Genomic DNA, 18,645 nt, shown 5'->3' on the forward strand with positions numbered 1-18,645 from the left:
TTAGCTGATGTTGGGCGGGATTTTGCCTATTTGTTTCAGCCGTGTTTCAGACCGTTACAAAGATTGAATTGTGACTTTTATGCGAAGGGCTTACCTCTCTTGCATAGGGCGACCCATACGATCGTCGTAACCCATGAGGCAAGCAGTGCAAAATACGCTTAAGGCATCCGTGACATTTGAAGGCGTTGGCCTTCATTCCGGTCAACCTGCGCGCATGACGCTTAACCCCGCACCTGTGGGCCACGGCATCATCTTCAAACGCACTGATATTGCCTTGGGCAATCGCAAGATCCCAGCCATCTGGAACCTTGTTGAGCGTAGCCCGCTCTGCACCCGTCTTGTCAATGAGGCGAAGGTCTCGATTTCTACCGTTGAACATATCATGGCGGCACTGGCTGGCTGTGGTGTCCACAATGCGCTGATCGAAATCGACGGACCAGAAGTCCCGATCATGGATGGCTCTTCTGCGGATTTTGTCCGTGGCATCATGAAACAGGGCATCATGCGTCAGGGCGCGGCGCTGACCGCGTTTCGGGTGCTGAAAGAGGTGAGCGTCACCAATGGCGACGCGCGCGCCACGCTGAAACCCGCCGATCGCCTGAAAATCGAATTTAACATCGACTTTGTTGATGCGGCCATCGGTCATCAGGAAAAATCGCTGGATATGCGCAATGGCGCATTTGCCCGCGAACTTTGTGATTGCCGCACCTTCTGCCGCCGCGCTGATGTTGAGGCGATGCAATCCGCAGGTCTGGCGCTGGGGGGGGTTCCCGGTGAAAACGCAATTGTATTTGATGGCCACTCCGTTGAAAGCGGTGCAGGCCTGCGTCATTCGGATGAGCCCGTGCGCCACAAAATGCTGGATGCGCTTGGTGATCTGGCGCTTGCTGGTGGTCCGATCTTTGGCCACTATATCGGTGAACGCGCCGGTCACTCGCTGACCAACACCTTGCTGCGCGCGCTGTTTGCCACACCGGGTGCGGTTGCACCGGTGTTCTGCGACCCGATCATGGTTGCACGCCTGCCGGGTCAAGGTCTGGTCTGGAATGAGATCCCGCAAAACCGCCGGGTTGCCTAAAGCGCACGCAGATTGAATTGATCACGCCATGTGATCGCTGAAATTGGCCCATATTCTATGGGCCATTTGCTGTTTTGCGGATGCGGTAAAGCCAGCCCAGGCTGCAACAGCAGTTTTAATCCAAGCGAAACGATCAACAGCGCGGGAAAGGCATTTTGTCCTGCATTTGAATGTGCTAGACCGATCCGGGCGGAACATCCGCATTTGGAAATGACGACGAGGTTACTGCACATGTTCGGCATCAGATCCGCCACAAAATTTGCGGGTTCAATCCTTCTGATGGCAACGCTTGCCGCCTGCGGTGGAACCGATGGTGATGCGGCGGTGCGCTCTCAAAACCTCGAAGTGTTTACGCCTCAGCAGATCTTTGAACGCGGCGAGTTTGAACTTGCACGTAAGCGCAGCAAAGACGCAGCCTTCTTCTTTTCCGAGGTAGAGCGGCTGTATCCGTACTCCGAATGGGCCAAACAAGCGCTGATTATGCAGGCGTTTACCTACCATGCGGGCAAAGACTATGAAAACAGCCGCGGTGCAGCGCAGCGTTTCATCGACTTCTACCCAACCGATGAAGATGCCGCCTATGCGCAATATCTGCTGGCGCTGAGCTACTATGACCAGATCGATGAAATCGGCCGCGATCAGGGCCTGACGTTCCAGGCGCTGCAGGCGCTGCGCACCGTGATCGAGGTCTATCCCGACAGCGAATATGCCGGCTCGGCGATTCTGAAATTTGACCTGGCCTTTGACCATCTCGCTGCAAAAGAAATGGAAATTGGTCGTTACTATTTGCGTCAGGGCCATTTCACTTCGGCGATCAACCGCTTCCGCGTGGTGGTCGAAGACTTCCAGACCACCAGCCACACCGCCGAAGCGCTGCACCGTCTGGTTGAAGCCTATCTGTCGCTGGGTCTGGTCGAAGAAGCGCAAAGCGCCGGTGCCATTCTGGGCCACAACTACCAGTCGACCGACTGGTATGAAGACAGCTACAAACTGCTGACCTCCAATGGGCTCAAGCTCAAGGATCGCGGCGGAAACTGGCTTAGCCAGATTTATCGCCAGTCGGTCAAAGGGGAATGGTTGTAACTGCGTGGGGGTAGGGCGGAGCCATGCTACGCGCGCTTGAAATTCGTGACTTATTGATCATCGATCACCTGGATCTGCAGTTTCAGCCGGGGCTGAATGTGCTGACGGGTGAAACCGGTGCGGGTAAATCCATCTTGCTTGATTCGCTTGGCTTTGTACTGGGCTGGCGTGGGCGCTCTGAATTGGTGCGCCAAGGTGCCAAACAGGGTGAAGTGGTGGCAGAATTTGACCTGCCCGAAGGCCACGCCGCCCATGCCATCCTCGAAGAGGCGGGCTTGCCGCAGGGCGAAAGCCTGCTGTTGCGCCGGATCAATACCGCGGACGGGCGCAAAACCGCATGGGTGAACGATCGCCGCTGCTCTGGCGAAGTGCTGCGGGCCTTGTCGGCCACGTTGCTGGAACTTCATGGCCAACATGATGATCGCGGGCTGCTCAATCCGCGTGGCCACCGCGCCATGCTGGATGAATTTGCCGAAGTTGGGGATCTGCTGTCTGAGACCCGCGCCAAATGGGCCGCCGTGGGCCAGGCCCGCAAAACCGTTCAGGCCACGCGCGACGCTCTCGAGGCGGTGCGCGCAGAGGAAGAGTTTTTGCGCCATGCGGTGGCCGAGCTTGATAAGCTGCAGCCCGAACCGGGCGAGGAAGAAACCCTCGATATCCGCCGCCGCCAGATGCAGAACGCCGAAAAGATCCGCGTTGATATCTCACGTGCCCATGCGCTGTTGACCGAGGGGGCAGAGCCGTCTGCCTCAGAGGCTTATCGCTGGCTTGATGGGATTGATCGTGATCAGGCCGAGGGGCTGGAAGGCCCCTTGGCCGCGCTGGATCGCGCCATGACTGAACTGGGCGAGGCTGAAAACGCGGTTGCGCGCCTGCTGGATGGGCTGAATTTTGATCCGCATGAGCTGGAAAACTGCGAAGAGCGCCTGTTTGCCATTCGTGCGCTTGCACGCAAGCATGATGTGCTGGCCGATGATCTGGCGGATTATGCCGACAGGCTGCGCCAGAAACTGACCACGTTGGACGCCGGTGATCAGGATCTTGCCGCGCAAGAGGCTGCGTTGCTGGCCGCAGAATCCGCCTATGATCTGGCGGCAGAAAAACTGCACGCCGCCCGTGTGGAAAACGCTGCAAACCTTGATACATCGGTGATGACCGAACTCGCCCCGCTCAAGATGGAGCGCGCGGTGTTCAAAACTGAAATCACTGCAGCTGATCCGGGGCCAGAGGGGCGCGATGCAGTTGCCTTTACCGTGGCAACCAATCCGGGCGCACCATCCGGGCCGCTGAACAAGATCGCCTCTGGCGGTGAACTCAGCCGGTTTCTATTGGCGCTTAAGGTCTGTCTGCGCGGCAATGATGCCAGCAAAACCCTGATCTTTGATGAAATCGATCGCGGTGTTGGCGGCGCAACGGCCGATGCGGTGGGCAGACGTCTGCGCGCGCTGGCCGAGGGCAGCCAGGTTCTGGTTGTCACCCACTCACCGCAGGTGGCGGCGCAGGGGGCGTATCATTGGCGGGTGCAAAAACAGGTCACGGACGGGGTGACGCTGTCGCAGGTTGTGCCGCTGCCAGCGGGTGACCGGGTGGATGAAATTGCGCGCATGGTTGCGGGCGACAAGATTACAGAAGAGGCACGTGGAGCCGCCAAGGCGCTGTTGTTGCAAGAAGGTTAGGGCGCGCGTAAAATCACGCGCAGACTGCGTAAACTCTTGGTATCTTTTACGATGTGTTAGATCGATTTTGACTAAAACACTGGCCAGGAAACAAGAAATTACAGATGCAGCGCTTCGTGAACAGCATTATTCAACGCCTCTACAGTGATTGGCTGAGCCAGGCAAAAGCCTCCTGGAAAGTGTTTCGACATCGCGGGCCAAGCCAGTTCCAGTTCTGGCTGATTGCCCTGGTGATCGGCTGTTCTGCCGGGGCAGCAGCGCTGTTTTTCCGCAAGATCATCAATTGGTTGCAGGCGCTTGCCTATGGGACCGAGGATGTGGATTTCATTCACTCCTTTGCCGAAGGACTGCCGTGGTATGTGCTGCTGCTGATCCCGACCTGTGGCGGGCTGGTTGTGGGGCTGGTGCTGCATTTCTTTACTCCCGATGCGCGGGTGCGATCTGTTGCTGATGTGATCGAGGGTGCGGCGCTTAACAATGGCCGGGTTGAGCGGCGCGCGGGGCTGGCTTCGGCGCTGGCATCGCTGATTACCCTCAGCACCGGTGGATCCTCTGGGCGCGAAGGTCCGGTTGTGCACCTTGCGGGGGTGATCTCAACCTGGGTCAGCAATTGGATCCACGCTGACGGCATCACTGGTCGCGACCTTCTGGGCTGTGCGGTGGCGGGCGCGGTCTCTGCAAGTTTCAACGCACCGATTGCAGGCGCGCTTTTTGCGCTTGAGGTGGTGCTGCGCCATTTTGCGGTACATGCCTTCGCCCCAATTGTGATTGCATCGGTTGCGGGGACGGTGATCAACCGGCTGGAATTTGGCAATGTGGCGGAATTTGATCTGCGTACTCCGGGCGAATTACAGTTTTATGTTGAACTCCCGGCTTTCCTGCTGCTCGGCGCCGTTTGTGGGGTGGTGGCCGTGGTGCTGATGCGCTCGATCTTTTTCACCGAACAGGTGATGACCACAGTGCAAACTGCATCAGGCCTGCCGCGCTGGCTGCGTCCGGCGATTTCCGGCGCGTTGCTGGGATTTATTGCGATCTGGTTCCCGCACATCATTGGTGTTGGCTATGAAACCACTGCACGCGCCCTCACCGGTAGCCTGACGGTGCAGCAATGTATGTTGTTTGTGGTGATCAAGGTTGCGGCTGTAGCCATCACCATGGGCGGGCGCATGGGCGGTGGGGTGTTTTCCCCCTCCTTGATGGTGGGGGCCATGACCGGGCTTGCCTTTGGCTGGGTTGCCACAGGGATATTCCCCGATATTTCCGGCACCCATACGCTTTATGCTTTTGCAGGCATGGGCGCGGTGGCGGCGGCGGTGCTGGGTGCGCCAATTTCCACCACTTTGATTGTGTTTGAACTGACGGGGGATTGGCAGATCGGTCTTGCGGTGATGGTGGCGATCTCGGTCTCCACCGCGTTTGCCTCACAGGTGGTGGATCGTTCCTTCTTCCTGACGCAATTGGAAAACCGCGGGCTCCATTGTGCCGCCGGGCCACAGGGCTATGTGCTACAATTGCAAAGCTGCGGCGATGTTATGCGGCCTTTGCACAGTTCCCGCTGCGCCTCAGAAGAGCTTTGCGCGGCGCTCATTGCTGCGGGGACGGTGTTGCCGGTCTCTGCAACGCTTGATCGCTCTCTTGCCTTGTTTGACCGCGATGACACATTGGATTTCATCCCCATCGTTGAGGCTTCAGACAGCGACAGCCCCGCGCTGCTGGGGGCGCTGTATCATGTGGATGTGCTCAAGGCCTATAACGCTGCACTGGCCGAAGCAGCGGCTGAGGAACACAGCTGATTTTTGCTGACATCGCCCAAAGTTTAGGCGGAAAAACCCCAACACATTATCTATCACTGGGATGTGACTTTTTTGCACCTCGAAGTGATTAAATTTTTCTTTCATTTGAATTTCTCCCGTTAACGAAGAAAAATAATTTGTAAACGAGCAGTGAAACCACAGTTTGCGGAAACAGCGAAATGTGTAGTTATAAAACGGATCCGAAACGGATCGACCCATATAAGAATGCCTCAGACAATGATCCGGCGCGTAATGCGCTTGATGATCTAATTGATTTTGCAATCGAGTGTGTCATGGAGGCTCATAATGATCGCCTCAGCGCGCGTCTGGCGGCGCAATACCCAAGCAATCGCTGCAAGGCGTTGTAAAATATAGTAATTCACACCTTGGATCTGTGCAGCCTTGCTGATGGTTTCTGTCTTACTATCGCATAAAATGTATGTTGATCATAAGAAAAGCGCGAATGCATGCATTCGCGCTTTGGTTTTTAATCGGTAAAATTGCGATTTAAACCTGTTCGACTTTCAAACTCTCAAGCTTTGCAAAAGTTAGATACTCTTTAACCGTTTCCAGCGCTTCGCTTGGGGTCTCATAAGACCAGGCGGCATCTTCGGTTGTCGAAGAGAGGTTCACGATGTCGTAATAGGTCGCGGTGCCTTTTCCTGCATCCTCAACGGTTTTGCCATTTTTGTCGAGCATCGCCATGGCGATGTCAGCGCGCGGGAAAAAGCGAACCGGCGCAGAATCGCCTTCGGTCATTTCCAGAACCTCTGTGCTCTCCCCCAACACAGCGCCGCCGGAACGCACAACCCAAGTGCCATCGATTTTGCGGATACGGATATCGCTCATATTAGTGTTCCCTCAATCGTTCAGAATGTTACAGGCTTTTGCCCTGTATTTGTAACAGGAGAATTTCAGATCTCCTGCGTTGCGGATGTTAGCCAGTCTCTTGCCTCAGGTGACACCAGAGGTGACAGCTTCTCTGCAACGTCGAAATGATACATGTTTAACCACGCTTTTTCATCCTTGCTCAATGCATCCGCGACGATCAGCCGCCGGTCAATCGGGGCATATGTCAGCGTTTGCCAGGACAAAAAGTCGCGCTCCGGGTCAGCGCTGGGTAGGGGGGCTGCATCCTCCACCACCAATAGGTTTTCTATCCGGATGCCAAAAGCACCTTCACGGTAATAACCCGGCTCATTGGACAGGATCATACCTGGCTGCAAAGCCACGCTGCTCATCCGGCTTAGTCGCTGCGGCCCCTCATGGACGCTGAGATAGGCCCCAACCCCGTGGCCAACCCCGTGGTTGAAATCCTGTTCGGCCTGCCACAATGGCGCGCGGGCAATGGATTCAATATCACGCCCCGCCAGCCCCCGCGGCCAGCGCAGACGTGACATGGCGATCATCCCCTGCAACACGCGGGTAAAGGCGGCGCGCTCCTCATCGCCCGGCGTGCCAATGGCAATGGTGCGGGTGATGTCTGTGGTGCCATCCAGATACTGGCCGCCACTGTCGAGCACCAGCAGATGGCCGTCTTGCAGAATTGCATTGCTCTGTTCGCTCACCCGATAGTGGATGATGGCCCCATTGGGTCCGGTGCCGGAAATGGTGTCAAAACTGATTTCACGCAGCTGGGGATCACGGCGGCGCAATTCTTCTAGCCGGGTGACCACATCAATTTCGCTGGTGCTGCCCGGGGCCTGTGCATCAAGCCAAGCCAGCAGCTCCACCACGGCGGCGCCATCGCGCAGATGCGCAGCCGCGCTGCCTGCCACTTCGGCCGGGTTCTTGCAGGCCTTGGGCAGCAGGCAGGGATCATCGCCAAGGCTGCAGCGCTCCCCCAGCTGGTCCGCCACGATCTGCGGCACGCTGGCGGCATCCACCAGAACCGAGCCCTCAAGCGCTGCGAGGTGGTCGAGAAAATCAGCAGGCGCATGCAGGGTGACAAATTCCGCCAGTTCTGCGGGCAGCGGTGTCAGCTTGGTCGCATCCATGTAAAGGCTGACACGGCCGTTTTGATGCAGCAGCGCAAAACACTGCGCAATTGGATTATGCGCCACGTCGGAGCCGCGGATATTAAGCAACCACATCACACTGTCCGGCAAGGTCAGAACAGCGCTGTCATGGTGGTTTTTGCGCAGCTCTGCCCCAAGGCGCTGTGCCTTGTCGATCGCGGCTTCGCCAGCAAATTCAATTGGATGTGCAATGGCTGGATTTGCGGGTGCTTCTGGCTGGTCGTGCCAGATCGCATCCACCAGATTGTCACTGCGCACCATCTCAATGCCGCTGCCCTTCAGATCAGCCTCGAGCTGCTTGATCTGGCCAAGTGAATGCAGCCAGGCATCATAGCCCACTTTGCCGCCCTGTGGCAGTTGTTCTCGCAGCCAGGCGGCCAGCGTCACATCCGGCCAGGGCACCGGGGTGAAGACATCGGCGACTTCCTGTTTCACCTGGGTGCGATAGCGCCCATCAATAAACACGCCCGCAACCTCCAGCAGCGCGGCACAGAACCCGGCGGATCCGGTGAAGCCGGTCAGCCAGGCCAGGCGCTCATCACGTGGGGCGACATATTCGCCCTGATGCGCATCAGAGCGCGGCACCAGAAACCCATCAAAACCCTGATCGCGCAGCGCTGCGCGCAGGTCTTCAAGACGCTGAGGCCCATCGCTGGTGTGGGAAACGGTGTCAAAGCTTTGAAACATCTTGGATCTCTCAGTTCCGGTCTTTTAGTCGGCTGCGCGTAGGGAGTGCGTTTATCGCGCATTTGTTTCATGCTGCTTCACGCGGGGCAAGCCCGACGCAGCGATCTGTGTCGCAATTCACGCCCGGTAGCGCTCCCGCGCGTTTCAGACATTCAAAGAATGCCCGCCCCCCTTGGGCATAGCGCCGCGCAAGCGCGGCGTGCGCCTGTTGCAGCTGTGGCGCACCCGCACATGGCAAAAGCTCTTTGCGATCTGCACAAGCCGCCGCGCAGCGCGCGGCCAGGCCCAACGCCTGAATTTGCATCTTTGATGCAAAGGGCAGGGGGCGGGAGCGCTTCGCCTGAGCCCAATTTGATCGGCGCATTTTGAATGACCCGTGCAGGCCACGCCGTCCAATTTGCCCTCTCATGCAGAGTAGTCTGGTTCGGTTCGGGCTGGCCTGGTTTGGCTGGTCCGGTTTGATCTGACACAGTGCGGTCTCATCCAACCTAGGTCCTCTGACCCAGCGCAGAAACACCCAGCTTAAATACATCCTGCGCAGGCTTAACCCGCGCAGGGCAGTCATATCTTGCGATCAGCCGACCCTGCGCATGCCCATCACACGGGCGCGGGCGCGGGGGTCGCTGTCAAACAGCGCTGCAAGCTGTTCGGTCATCGCACCGGCCAGCTGCTCCACATCGGTGATGGTGACGGCGCGATCATAGTAGCGCGTCACATCATGGCCGATGCCGATCGCCAAAAGTTCCACCTGCTTGCGCCGTTCCACCATGGCAATCACATCGCGCAGGTGTTTTTCCAGATAGTTCGCCGGGTTCACCGAGAGAGTGGAATCATCCACGGGCGCCCCATCGGAAATCACCATCAGGATCTTGCGCGCTTCTGAACGGTGGATCATCCGGCGGTGCGCCCATTCCAGCGCCTCGCCATCGATGTTTTCCTTCAAAAGCCCTTCTTTCATCATCAGGCCCAGATTGTTCCGGGTCCGCCGCATTGGTGCATCGGCGGATTTATAGATGATATGGCGCAGATCATTCAGCCGGCCGGGTTGTTGTGGGCGGCCTTCGTTCAGCCAGGCCTCACGCGCCTGGCCACCTTTCCATGCGCGGGTGGTAAAGCCGAGGATTTCCACCTTTACATTGCAGCGTTCCAATGTGCGCGCGAGAACATCGGCGCAGATCGCTGCAATGGAAATCGGCCGTCCCCGCATGGAACCGGAATTGTCCAAAAGCAGCGTCACCACGGTGTCGCGAAACTCGGTGTCGCGCTCCATCTTGAACGACAGCGGCGTTGTGGGGTTGGCGACAACCCGCGCCAGACGGCCCGCATCCAGAATGCCTTCTTCTAGGTCAAACTCCCAGGAGCGGTTCTGCTGCGCCTGCAGACGGCGCTGCAATTTGTTGGCAAGGCGGCTCACCGCGCCTTTCAGTGGCTCAAGCTGCTGGTCAAGATAGGCGCGCAGCCGTTCAAGCTCTTGTGGCTCTGCCAGATCTTCGGCGGCGATTTCCTCATCATGGCTGTCAAGGAACACCTTATAGCCGGGATCCGCCTCAGAGACCGGCGGCGCAGGCGGCTCTAGTGGTGCTTCGCCTTCGGGGATTTCGGTTTCATCTGCCAGTTCCTCATCTGCCATGTCGTCCATGGAGACCTGGGCCTGGCTTTCATCCTGCTGCTGTTCCTGTTGCTGTTCAGGCGTGGCGTCGGCGTCTTCTTCCTGCTCGTCCTGACCGGAGGAATCGGGATCCTGTTCCTCTTCCGGGGTCTCTTCTGCCGATTCCTCATCGTCTTCGTTGCTGCGCTCATCCGGGTCTTCACCCAGCTGGTCGCCATAGCCAAGATCGGTGATCATCTTGCGGGCAAATTTGGCAAAGGCCGCCTGATCCGCAAGGGTTTCATCGAGGTTTTCCAGCGTGTCGCCAGCCTGCGATTCAATAAAACCGCGCCACAGCTCCATCACATTGGCCGCGGCTGCGGGCAAAGGGCGACCTGTGGCAAGATGACGGATCAGATAGCCAGCCGAGGCCGCAAGCGGTGCTTCGGCGGAGGTTTTGACCTGATCAAAGCCTTTGCGCAGCGCCTCATGGGTGATTTTCACGTCAATGTTTGACGCGGTGCCGGGCATGTATTTTGCCCCCATCACCTCACAGCGGGCGGTCTCCATCGCCTCATAAAGGTCGCGCGCAATATCACCCGGCGGTGCATATCTGGCGTGCACCTCGGTATTGTGAAACTTGTGTTTCAGCGCCAGCGCATCAGCAGTGCCACGCGCCAAAAGCACCTCATCGCGGGTCATCCGGCGTGAGACCTGCGGCAGGCGCATGGTGTCACCCGAAAGCCCAGAGGGATCGACCGTGTAGTTGACCGAAAGCTCTGCATCATCGGCCATGACCTTGGTGGCTTGGGCCAAGGCTTTTTTGAACGGATCAGCCGGGTTGTCGTTTGGTTTACTCATGTCTTCATAGCCACTTCATCAAGGCTTCTGCGACCGCATGCGAGATCTGCCAGAACCGTCACATGCACATCCAGCGCATCTATTACTTTATAGCCAGGATCTTGTCCGTCAAAGGCGAGGTTCAGATCTGTGCCTGCCAGCACAATCGCATCCACCCCGTGATCCTCGATCATGCGACGGCCCGCATCCAGCAGCTCTGCCCGCTGCGCTGGGGTACATTGCCCTGCAACCGCGATCTCCTGATAGGTCTGACCAAGCGTTTCGATCTCATCATCCAGCGCCACCGCCTGGGTTTGCTGCAACTGCCCATAAATACGTGTGCGCATCACCACCCGCGTGCCCAAAAGGCCAATTTTGCTGATGTTTTCACCGGCAAAAAAACCATCCAAAGGCGTAACACCAGAAACAATCGGAAGCGACGACAGTGCGGCCATCTCATCGATGCAATAGTGCGCGCCCAAGGAGGTGAGCGCGACACAATCGCAGCCCGCACCTTTCAACTGGTCAATCTGACGGGCAAAAATCTCTGCCTGCGGGGCACGATCATCCGCCAGATTGTTGCGGATCAAGGTTTGGATATCGCCATGGCTGATGGTGAGATTAAGCTCTGCGCCAAGCGCGTCTACCGCAGCTGTGAGCCGCTGATAATACACAATCGTTGCCGCTACGCCGATCCCGCCAATCAGGCCAATATGCATATCCTATATCCTTGTTTTAGCCCAGGCTCACACTGGCCGCGCTTTCGGGCAGTTCCTCGTCAAAGCAGCGCTGGTAGAATTCCGCTACGGTCTGGCGCTCCAGCTCGTCACATTTGTTGAGGAAGCTCAGGCGGAAGGCATAGCCCACATCGCGGAAGATCTCGGCGTTTTGCGCCCAGTTGATCACGGTGCGCGGGCTCATCACGGTCGACAGTTCGCCGTTCATGAACGCGGTCCGGGTCAGATCCGCAACTGTCACCATATGCGAGATCTTCTCGCGGCCCTCAGAAGTGTTGTAATGCGGCGCTTTTGACAGGATGATCGCGGCTTCGGCGTCGTGGCTGAGATAGTTCAGCGTCGACACCAGCGACCAGCGGTCCATCTGGGCCTGGTTGATCTGCTGGGTGCCGTGATAGAGCCCGGTAGTATCGCCAAGACCAACGGTGTTTGCGGTGGCAAACAGGCGGAAATGCGGGTTAGGCGTGATGATTTCGTTCTGGTCCAGCAGCGTCAGCTTGCCGTCATGCTCCAGCACCCGCTGGATCACAAACATAACATCGGCGCGGCCCGCATCATATTCATCAAACACAATCGCAACCGGGTTGCGCAGCGCCCAGGGCAGGATGCCTTCGTGGAATTCAGTTACCTGTTTGCCGTCGCGCAGTTTGATCGCGTCTTTACCAATCAGGTCGATACGGGAAATGTGGCTATCAAGGTTTACCCGCACCGATGGCCAGTTCAGACGTGCCGCAACCTGTTCGATATGGGTGGATTTACCTGTGCCGTGGTAGCCTTGGATCATCACGCGGCGATTGTGGCTAAAGCCGGCCAGAATGGCGAGCGTGGTATCGGGATCGAATTTATAGGTGGGATCGATTTCGGGCACGCGGCTGGAGCTTTCGGCAAAGCCCTTGATGGTCATATCCGTATCGATGCCAAAAGTGTCGCGAACCGAAATCACTTCGGTTGGTTTTGCAGTGCTGTCCAGAAATCCGTCGCTCATTCCCGTGGTCCTTGTCTCTCTTCACCCGCGTGGGATGATCTGTTCCCGCAGATTGGTGCCCGATCTGGCAAGGGAGAGCAAGGGGATCAAACGTGCTAATACAATGGAATGTTAATTTACCTAGGGGAGGTTGCAAATTTGATGGTTTTCCGGCGCAGATGACCTACGCCAGAAAGCTTCGTATAGGGGCAAAAGCTGCTATTTACAGCGCCGCTTTGATGGAGCGATGGGCCAGAACCAGGCTGCGCTCGTCGACAAAACGTGGGGTCGATTTCATGTATTCGGCAAAGGCGCGGCCATAACCTTTCAAGAGCCAGCGTTCCTCGTTCAGCACAAACAGGAAATACAGCGCAAACAGCGTTGCAGCAAAGCCCAGCGTGATCAATGAGCCCGAGGTAATGCCAAGTCCCACAGTCGCCAGCACCGATGTCACATATTGCGGATTGCGCGAATAGGCATACATGCCGCCGGTCACCAGCCCTTCGCTTTCGCAATAGGTATTGTCGAGCCCCAGAAACCGGTAGCCCCAGAGCGTGATGCCAAAGGCCACCACCATGATCGGCAGCCCGACCAGATAACGGGCCCAATGGCCAAAGCCGTTCACAAAGATCTCACAGACCGCAAACACCACGGTGGTGCCGCAGAAAATGCGAAACAGGCCAAAGGCCAGATGGTGACGCCAGCCGTCGGAGGCGGGCCAAAGCCCCAGATCCGGGCGTCTGAGGCTCAGCGTCAGATGGCCGCCAAGGGCAACGGCGGAAAGAACGGCAGCCCAGAGGGCAAATGTGTGGAGGCTGTTGAAAAAATCGGTCATCGGTCCTGTCTGCTATCCAGTGGATCTGTCCAGTGTTCTCAGTCGCGCAAAGCGGCAGCGCCCTGCGGGTTCTGTCGCTCCTACCAAGCGATTGTAACAGAGATTCAGAAGTTTTGAGACAGAGTTGCATCACATGTGCTTGGGCGACACTGAAATCGGGCGCGGACGGGCGGGCGCACCACCCTGCGCAACCGGGATAAAACCGCCAATGGGGCAGCGCAGACAGCAAAAAACCGGCGGGGTTTCCGCCGGTTTAAATTACAACCTGTCAGCAGGGCACACACGCCGCCGTCTTATTTGAACGAGCGACTGTCTTTCACCTGATCCCAGGCCCACATGACCTCTTGCAGCTGTTCTTCCTGGCTGCGGTCACCGCCATTGATATCTGGGTGCAGCACTTTGATCAGCTTCTTGTAGGCCTTGCGGATTTCAGCCTTGGTCCAGTCATCTCTGGCCTCAAGGATTTCCAAGGCGCGCCGCTCGGTCGGAGGCAGGCGACGCCCAACAGCGCCACCGCTGCGGCCCGGATTGCGGGTGGCATTGCCGCCCAGAACCTGATGCGGATCCTCAATGCCAAGCCGCGCCCAGGCGCGTGCTTCGGGATCGCCCATCGGCTTGGTTTCGCGTTCCCAGACCTTGTCCTTGGAGCGCTGCGCATTCAGTTCCGCCTCAGTGGTGCCCTCAAAGAAGTTCCACTTCTGATTGTACTCGCGAATACAATCCTGGCAGAACCAGTAAAAATCATCCAAGACATCCGGAGCCTTGGGGGCACGGAACTGACCGGGTTTTTCGCAATCGGGAGAATCGCAGGTTCTCACCGACGTTTCCGACGCCCCACTTGCGGCGCGACGCCCACGCGGGTTCTTCTTTTTGGCAGTACTAACGGACATATCGAAACCGAAAGGATCTGACTTACTCATTGGGGGCCACCTTCTGGACGCATCTATTCGACTCGGGACCGGCAGTTTAATGCAAGTATCGTGAGATAGAAGAGGCAAAGCTAAAAAATTATGGAGATCGGCAAAAAATGAACATGCGCGACGAAATCGAATCCCGCCTGGTAGCGGCGTTTCAACCCCGTGAAATAGAGGTTGTGGACGACAGCAACAGCCATGTCGGCCACGCAGGCCATGACGGCAAAGGCGAAAGTCACTTTAACGTGTACATCCGCGCAGACAGCTTCAATGGCAAATCCCGCGTGGCCCAGCACCGGGCGATTCACGCAGCCCTTGGGGATGTGATGGGCCGCATTCACGCGCTGGCGCTGGATGTGGCAGGCTAGCGGGTTTTACTCGTCTTCGCCCTTTTGCTGACGGGCGCGTTTTTGCAGCGCGGCCGTCAGACCAAACACCGGGCTGACCTCTTCGACGCCATCGTCTTTTAGCATTCTGACGGCCCCAGGGCCGGGCACGGGCTTGGCCTCTGGCGGCGCTTCGGGGTCCCCTGCGGTGGCGGTTTGCTCACCCTCTTCCGGCGCGGCTTCGGCAGCTGTCACCGGCGGCTCTGCGCGGCTCTCATCGCTGACGGCGGGCGGAATGTCATCCGTTTGAGCAGGCGGGTCGGTCCAGTCCAGCGGCAGATCTGATTCCACTACTTTGGCGCGGCGAAAGATCAATACATTGCGCCAGTTGGTGGTGGTGCTGGCAAAGCCCGCGCGCTCTTCTGAGGGCAAAAGCTCTGCGCGCAGATATTCCCAGCCCTCGGCGGCCAGCTCGTTCAGGGTGAGCTCAATGGAATTGGCAAACCGCGCCTCGGCAGATTTCACACCCTTGGCTTTGGTGCCTTTGGCGGGGGCGGGGACAACCTTGTATTCAAATGGGGACATCAATTTTCTCCTGAACTGCCCTGAGGTTTAGCGAAAGCGACAGAGGCGTCAAGTTTTCCCCGCGCTTTGTGCCCCTGTTCGCAAAACGAGCAAGCCCCAGCTTGCGACTGCCGCATCAGTTGTGCAGGGTGATGGTATTGGATTTGAGGGATTTGCGCTGCGATGCGGGCGGACGAGATTACGGACATTGAGAGTTTTGAGGCGTGGTTGAGAATGCGTCCTGATCATCTAAGACGGTCAGATGCTGTTCAGTTGGCAACACGGTGTGCTTTGCGTGCGCTACCAGTATGGTATGAGTATGTTCTGATGTCCCCAGCACAGAGCAATGTTTCCAGAGGTCTTCCAATACTTCGTGCGTTACTGGTCTCATCCATCGCATTTCGTCACAACTCCGAAACTATATTCGAGTTAGCCAATTCTGCCGCCGAAGCCTCGCTCAACCTAAGTGCGCATGCCTTTCAGGACAATGCGCCTGAAGCCTCTTGGTGCGCCAGAGCGGCGGGCTCATCGCCGCATCTATCATTTTATGATGAAATGGATGCTTGTGACGTCGTTGAGACGGCTTTCAACGCTAACAAAGCAGATGCATTTTGGCTCTTACTTCAAAAAGATATCGATAGGCAGGAAAATGCTGGAGGTTCACTTGAAACTTCGCTGTGGGAAGAAGAACCCGATTACAACAAAATTTTGTATTTACCCTCCCGTTTGTTGGGCCAAGATCAAAGGTATGAGTTCTGGGCCCGCTGGTATGAGGCCATCATGGATGGTCACCCTTTGACTGGCGATTGGGAAAGCCATTGGCAGCTCCTCCACGACATTGCGCTGATCCCGGATGAGGATTGGCAAAAAGGCGCGGAACATATGGCGGCGCTGATCGAAGAGATTGAAAATGCCAGTACCTACCGCGTCGACCCACAGGTTCGATTGACTGCCGAGCGGCTTTTGCGCGCCTCGCTTGGGCGTTTCAGTTTCAGCGAAATTCGTCACCTGATGGAAATGTTACCCTTCGCAAATGACCTTAAGGAGCTGAAGAACCAGGAAATTCTGGAATCATTTCTGGGAGAGGCCGAGGAGGTAACCTGGGAAATCGAACTTTTCCTTTCGGGGCTTAAACGCGAAGAGCTGAAGCTTCAGGGCTCGGGCGGCGTGTTGACCTGTTTTGAGAGCGCGCTTGAAGAAATTGGAAAAGGAAAGCAGCTCGCGTCCATCAATATTGGTCGGGTGATTGTGTGCGGGGAGCGGCTTCAGCATTTTTCGACCAACCATGACACGCTTCAGGAATTTGGTTCCTACAGTGACGGGCTAACTGCCGCTGTGCGCTCTCTGCAGGGCCTAACGTTCAAGTTTTTCTCCGAAGCCATTCTTCGTATGGGGGTTCTCAAAGATATACGTTCGTCCGAAGAAGTGACCTTGGGGGAATTGTTTGCTGATCTTTCGCGCGGGTTTGATCAAATCAAAACTGACATGCGAGACGATCTCGTTCCCTTGGCACCAGCGGCAATGTCCGTTTTCGATACTTTGTTGGATGAATTGGACGGGTTGGCGAAAAATGAAGCCGTTTCGGTAAATCCAGCTTACAAGAGCCATCTACGCAAAGAATTTGATTTCAACGCAGCGCTGGTAGCTGTGTCTCTACGGCTATATCTGGAGCAGTCCAAAAATCTGGGTGTGCCCCTTGCTGAAGTTGCCAAAGGGGTAGCAATCAGCAAAGCAACTACGAGCGTTGAAGGGCTTATCGCTTGGCTTTTAAAAGCCGCAAATTCCACAGCTAACTAAAAAAGGCGCCCCGGGGGACGCCTCTTTGATCTCATGTCACCCGCATCAGCTGCCGAGTTTTTGCGCAACCAGCTGGTTCACCGCTTTGGGGTTGGCCTTGCCGCCGGTGGCTTTCATCACCTGGCCGACAAACCAGCCTGCCAGTTTGGGGTTTTCCTTGGCTTTTTCCACCTGCGCCGGGTTGGCGGCGATGATTTCATCAAGCGCCGCTTCAATCGCGCCGGTGTCTGTCACCTGCTTCATGCCGCGCGCTTCAACGATCTCGGCCGGATCACCGCCCTCAGAATAGACGATTTCAAACAGATCCTTGGCGATCTTGCCGGAAATCGCGTCTGATGCGATCAGATCGATGATGCCACCCAGTTGGTCAGGGGTGACCGGGCTGTCGGTGATGGATTTGTCTTCGTCCTTTTTCAGACGGCCGAACAATTCGTTGATGACCCAGTTGGCGGCCATCTTGCCATCGCGCCCTTTGGCAACCGCTTCAAAATAGGCGGCGGCGGCCACTTCGGCGGTCAAGACCGAAGCGTCATAATCGGTGAGCTTGAAGTCCCCAATAAAACGGGCTTTTTTCTCGTCCGGCAGCTCCGGCAGATTGGCGGCAATATCGTCCACCCAGGCCTGTTCGATTTCCAGCGGCAGCAGGTCGGGATCGGGGAAATAGCGGTAATCATGCGCTTCTTCTTTGGAACGCATGGAGCGGGTTTCGCCCTTGTCGGGGTCATAAAGCCGGGTTTCCTGCTCGATCTCACCACCGGCTTCGACAATGGCGATCTGGCGGCGGGCTTCAACGTCGATGGCCTGCTGGATAAACCGCATCGAGTTCATGTTCTTGATCTCGCAGCGGGTGCCCAGATGCGAGAAATCACCCGTTTCCTGGAATTTCTCATATTGGCCGGGCAGGCAGATCGACACGTTCACATCGGCGCGCAGGTTGCCGTTTTGCATATTGCCGTCGCAGGTGCCCAGATATTGCAGGATCTGGCGCAGCTTGGCGATATAGGCGGCGGCCTCTTCGGGGCCACGAATATCGGGGCGCGAGACGATCTCCATCAGGCAAACGCCGGTGCGGTTCAGGTCAACAAACGACATGTTGGGATCCATGTCGTGCACGGATTTGCCCGCGTCCTGCTCCATGTGGATGCGTTCAACCCGCACGTTGCGCGCGGTGCCATCGCCCAGTTCCACCAGTACTTCGCCTTCGCCCACAATGGGATGATAGAGCTGCGAAATCTGATAGCCCTGCGGCAGATCCGGGTAGAAGTAGTTTTTGCGGTCAAAGGCTGACCACAGGTTGATCTCGGCCTTGAGGCCCAGACCGGTGCGCACAGTCTGTTCAACGCAGTATTCATTGATCACAGGCAGCATGCCGGGCATCGCCGCGTCAACAAAAGCCACGTTTGAATTGGGCTCGGCGCCAAATTTGGTGGACGCGCCTGAGAACAATTTGGCGTTAGAGCTCACCTGGGCGTGCACCTCCATGCCGATGACCAGTTCCCAGTCATGCTTGGCGCCCGCGATTACCTTGGGCTTGGGGAGTTCATATGTCAGGTCGAGCATGGTTTCGCCGTCTCCAATATCATCAGTTGCAAGGGTTCTAGGCCCCCCCGCGCCAAGGGGCAAGGGGGCGTGAGGGGCAATCTAACAAAAGCCGCTGATCTCAGGGTTAATGGGGCGTGCGCTGGGGATGCAACACCTGGCGCGTATGAGCCCTGGCTGCCAGCCGTCGGCAAAGTGTTGCGTAG

The 18,645-nt window shown here is 57.1% G+C and carries 16 protein-coding genes; 7 read left to right on the forward strand and 9 right to left on the reverse strand.

Annotated features, from left to right (window positions below; all coding sequences use genetic code 11):
• Positions 1-133: 133 nt before the first annotated feature.
• From lpxC to GG681_RS00180, 5 genes are all read left to right on the forward strand, one after another.
• Positions 134-1,078 carry a UDP-3-O-acyl-N-acetylglucosamine deacetylase gene (gene lpxC, locus GG681_RS00160; protein ID WP_153543878.1) on the forward strand — a complete coding sequence of 315 codons (945 nt, stop codon included), beginning with the start codon at positions 134-136 and terminating at the stop codon, positions 1,076-1,078.
• Positions 1,079-1,309: 231 nt separating this feature from the next.
• Positions 1,310-2,161, forward strand: coding sequence for an outer membrane protein assembly factor BamD (locus GG681_RS00165; protein WP_153543880.1), 852 nt, complete (start codon positions 1,310-1,312; stop codon positions 2,159-2,161).
• 23 nt (positions 2,162-2,184) lie between these two features.
• Positions 2,185-3,837, forward strand: a complete 1,653-nt coding sequence (gene recN, locus GG681_RS00170) for a DNA repair protein RecN (protein ID WP_153543882.1) — start codon at positions 2,185-2,187, stop codon at positions 3,835-3,837.
• A gap of 104 nt (positions 3,838-3,941) precedes the next feature.
• On the forward strand, positions 3,942-5,630 hold the full coding sequence (locus tag GG681_RS00175) for a chloride channel protein (protein WP_153543884.1): 1,689 nt from the start codon (positions 3,942-3,944) through the stop codon (positions 5,628-5,630).
• A gap of 179 nt (positions 5,631-5,809) precedes the next feature.
• On the forward strand, positions 5,810-5,998 hold the full coding sequence (locus tag GG681_RS00180) for a hypothetical protein (protein ID WP_153543886.1): 189 nt from the start codon (positions 5,810-5,812) through the stop codon (positions 5,996-5,998).
• 139 nt (positions 5,999-6,137) lie between these two features.
• Here the strand turns inward: GG681_RS00180 and GG681_RS00185 are convergent, their stop codons facing one another.
• From GG681_RS00185 to GG681_RS00215, 7 genes are all read right to left on the reverse strand, one after another.
• Positions 6,138-6,479 (reverse strand): DUF427 domain-containing protein, encoded by a 342-nt coding sequence (locus tag GG681_RS00185; RefSeq protein ID WP_153543888.1) that lies wholly within the window; start codon positions 6,477-6,479, stop codon positions 6,138-6,140.
• A gap of 65 nt (positions 6,480-6,544) precedes the next feature.
• Entirely contained in the window at positions 6,545-8,335 is a 1,791-nt protein-coding gene (locus GG681_RS00190) for an aminopeptidase P family protein (RefSeq protein WP_153543890.1), read from the reverse strand.
• A 574-nt stretch (positions 8,336-8,909) separates the two neighbouring features.
• On the reverse strand, positions 8,910-10,784 hold the full coding sequence (cobT, locus tag GG681_RS00195; protein ID WP_153543893.1) for a cobaltochelatase subunit CobT: 1,875 nt from the start codon (positions 10,782-10,784) through the stop codon (positions 8,910-8,912).
• Entirely contained in the window at positions 10,781-11,482 is a 702-nt protein-coding gene (locus GG681_RS00200; protein WP_153543895.1) for an aspartate/glutamate racemase family protein, read from the reverse strand. The genes cobT and GG681_RS00200 overlap by 4 nt, the downstream gene beginning before the upstream one ends.
• A gap of 16 nt (positions 11,483-11,498) precedes the next feature.
• On the reverse strand, positions 11,499-12,485 hold the full coding sequence (gene cobS / locus GG681_RS00205; RefSeq protein ID WP_153543897.1) for a cobaltochelatase subunit CobS: 987 nt from the start codon (positions 12,483-12,485) through the stop codon (positions 11,499-11,501).
• A gap of 202 nt (positions 12,486-12,687) precedes the next feature.
• Positions 12,688-13,299, reverse strand: coding sequence for a methyltransferase family protein (locus GG681_RS00210; protein ID WP_153543899.1), 612 nt, complete (start codon positions 13,297-13,299; stop codon positions 12,688-12,690).
• Positions 13,300-13,592: 293 nt separating this feature from the next.
• Positions 13,593-14,219: a J domain-containing protein gene (locus tag GG681_RS00215; protein ID WP_153543901.1), complete on the reverse strand. Its 627-nt coding sequence runs from the start codon at positions 14,217-14,219 to the stop codon at positions 13,593-13,595.
• A gap of 107 nt (positions 14,220-14,326) precedes the next feature.
• Between GG681_RS00215 and GG681_RS00220 the strand changes: the two genes are divergently transcribed.
• Positions 14,327-14,581, forward strand: a complete 255-nt coding sequence (locus GG681_RS00220; RefSeq protein WP_153543904.1) for a BolA family protein — start codon at positions 14,327-14,329, stop codon at positions 14,579-14,581.
• Between the two features lie 6 nt (positions 14,582-14,587).
• Here the strand turns inward: GG681_RS00220 and GG681_RS00225 are convergent, their stop codons facing one another.
• Positions 14,588-15,124, reverse strand: a complete 537-nt coding sequence (locus tag GG681_RS00225; RefSeq protein ID WP_153543906.1) for a DUF4177 domain-containing protein — start codon at positions 15,122-15,124, stop codon at positions 14,588-14,590.
• Between the two features lie 306 nt (positions 15,125-15,430).
• Between GG681_RS00225 and GG681_RS00230 the strand changes: the two genes are divergently transcribed.
• Positions 15,431-16,900, forward strand: a complete 1,470-nt coding sequence (locus GG681_RS00230) for a hypothetical protein (RefSeq protein WP_153543908.1) — start codon at positions 15,431-15,433, stop codon at positions 16,898-16,900.
• Between the two features lie 45 nt (positions 16,901-16,945).
• On the opposite strand, the gene gatB is transcribed toward GG681_RS00230, so the two are convergent.
• Positions 16,946-18,460, reverse strand: a complete 1,515-nt coding sequence (gene gatB / locus GG681_RS00235) for an Asp-tRNA(Asn)/Glu-tRNA(Gln) amidotransferase subunit GatB (protein ID WP_153543910.1) — start codon at positions 18,458-18,460, stop codon at positions 16,946-16,948.
• Positions 18,461-18,645 lie beyond the last annotated feature (185 nt).

The sequence above is a fragment of the Tritonibacter aquimaris genome, assembly GCF_009617595.1.
Taxonomy (GTDB): Bacteria; Pseudomonadota; Alphaproteobacteria; order Rhodobacterales; family Rhodobacteraceae; genus Epibacterium; species Epibacterium aquimaris.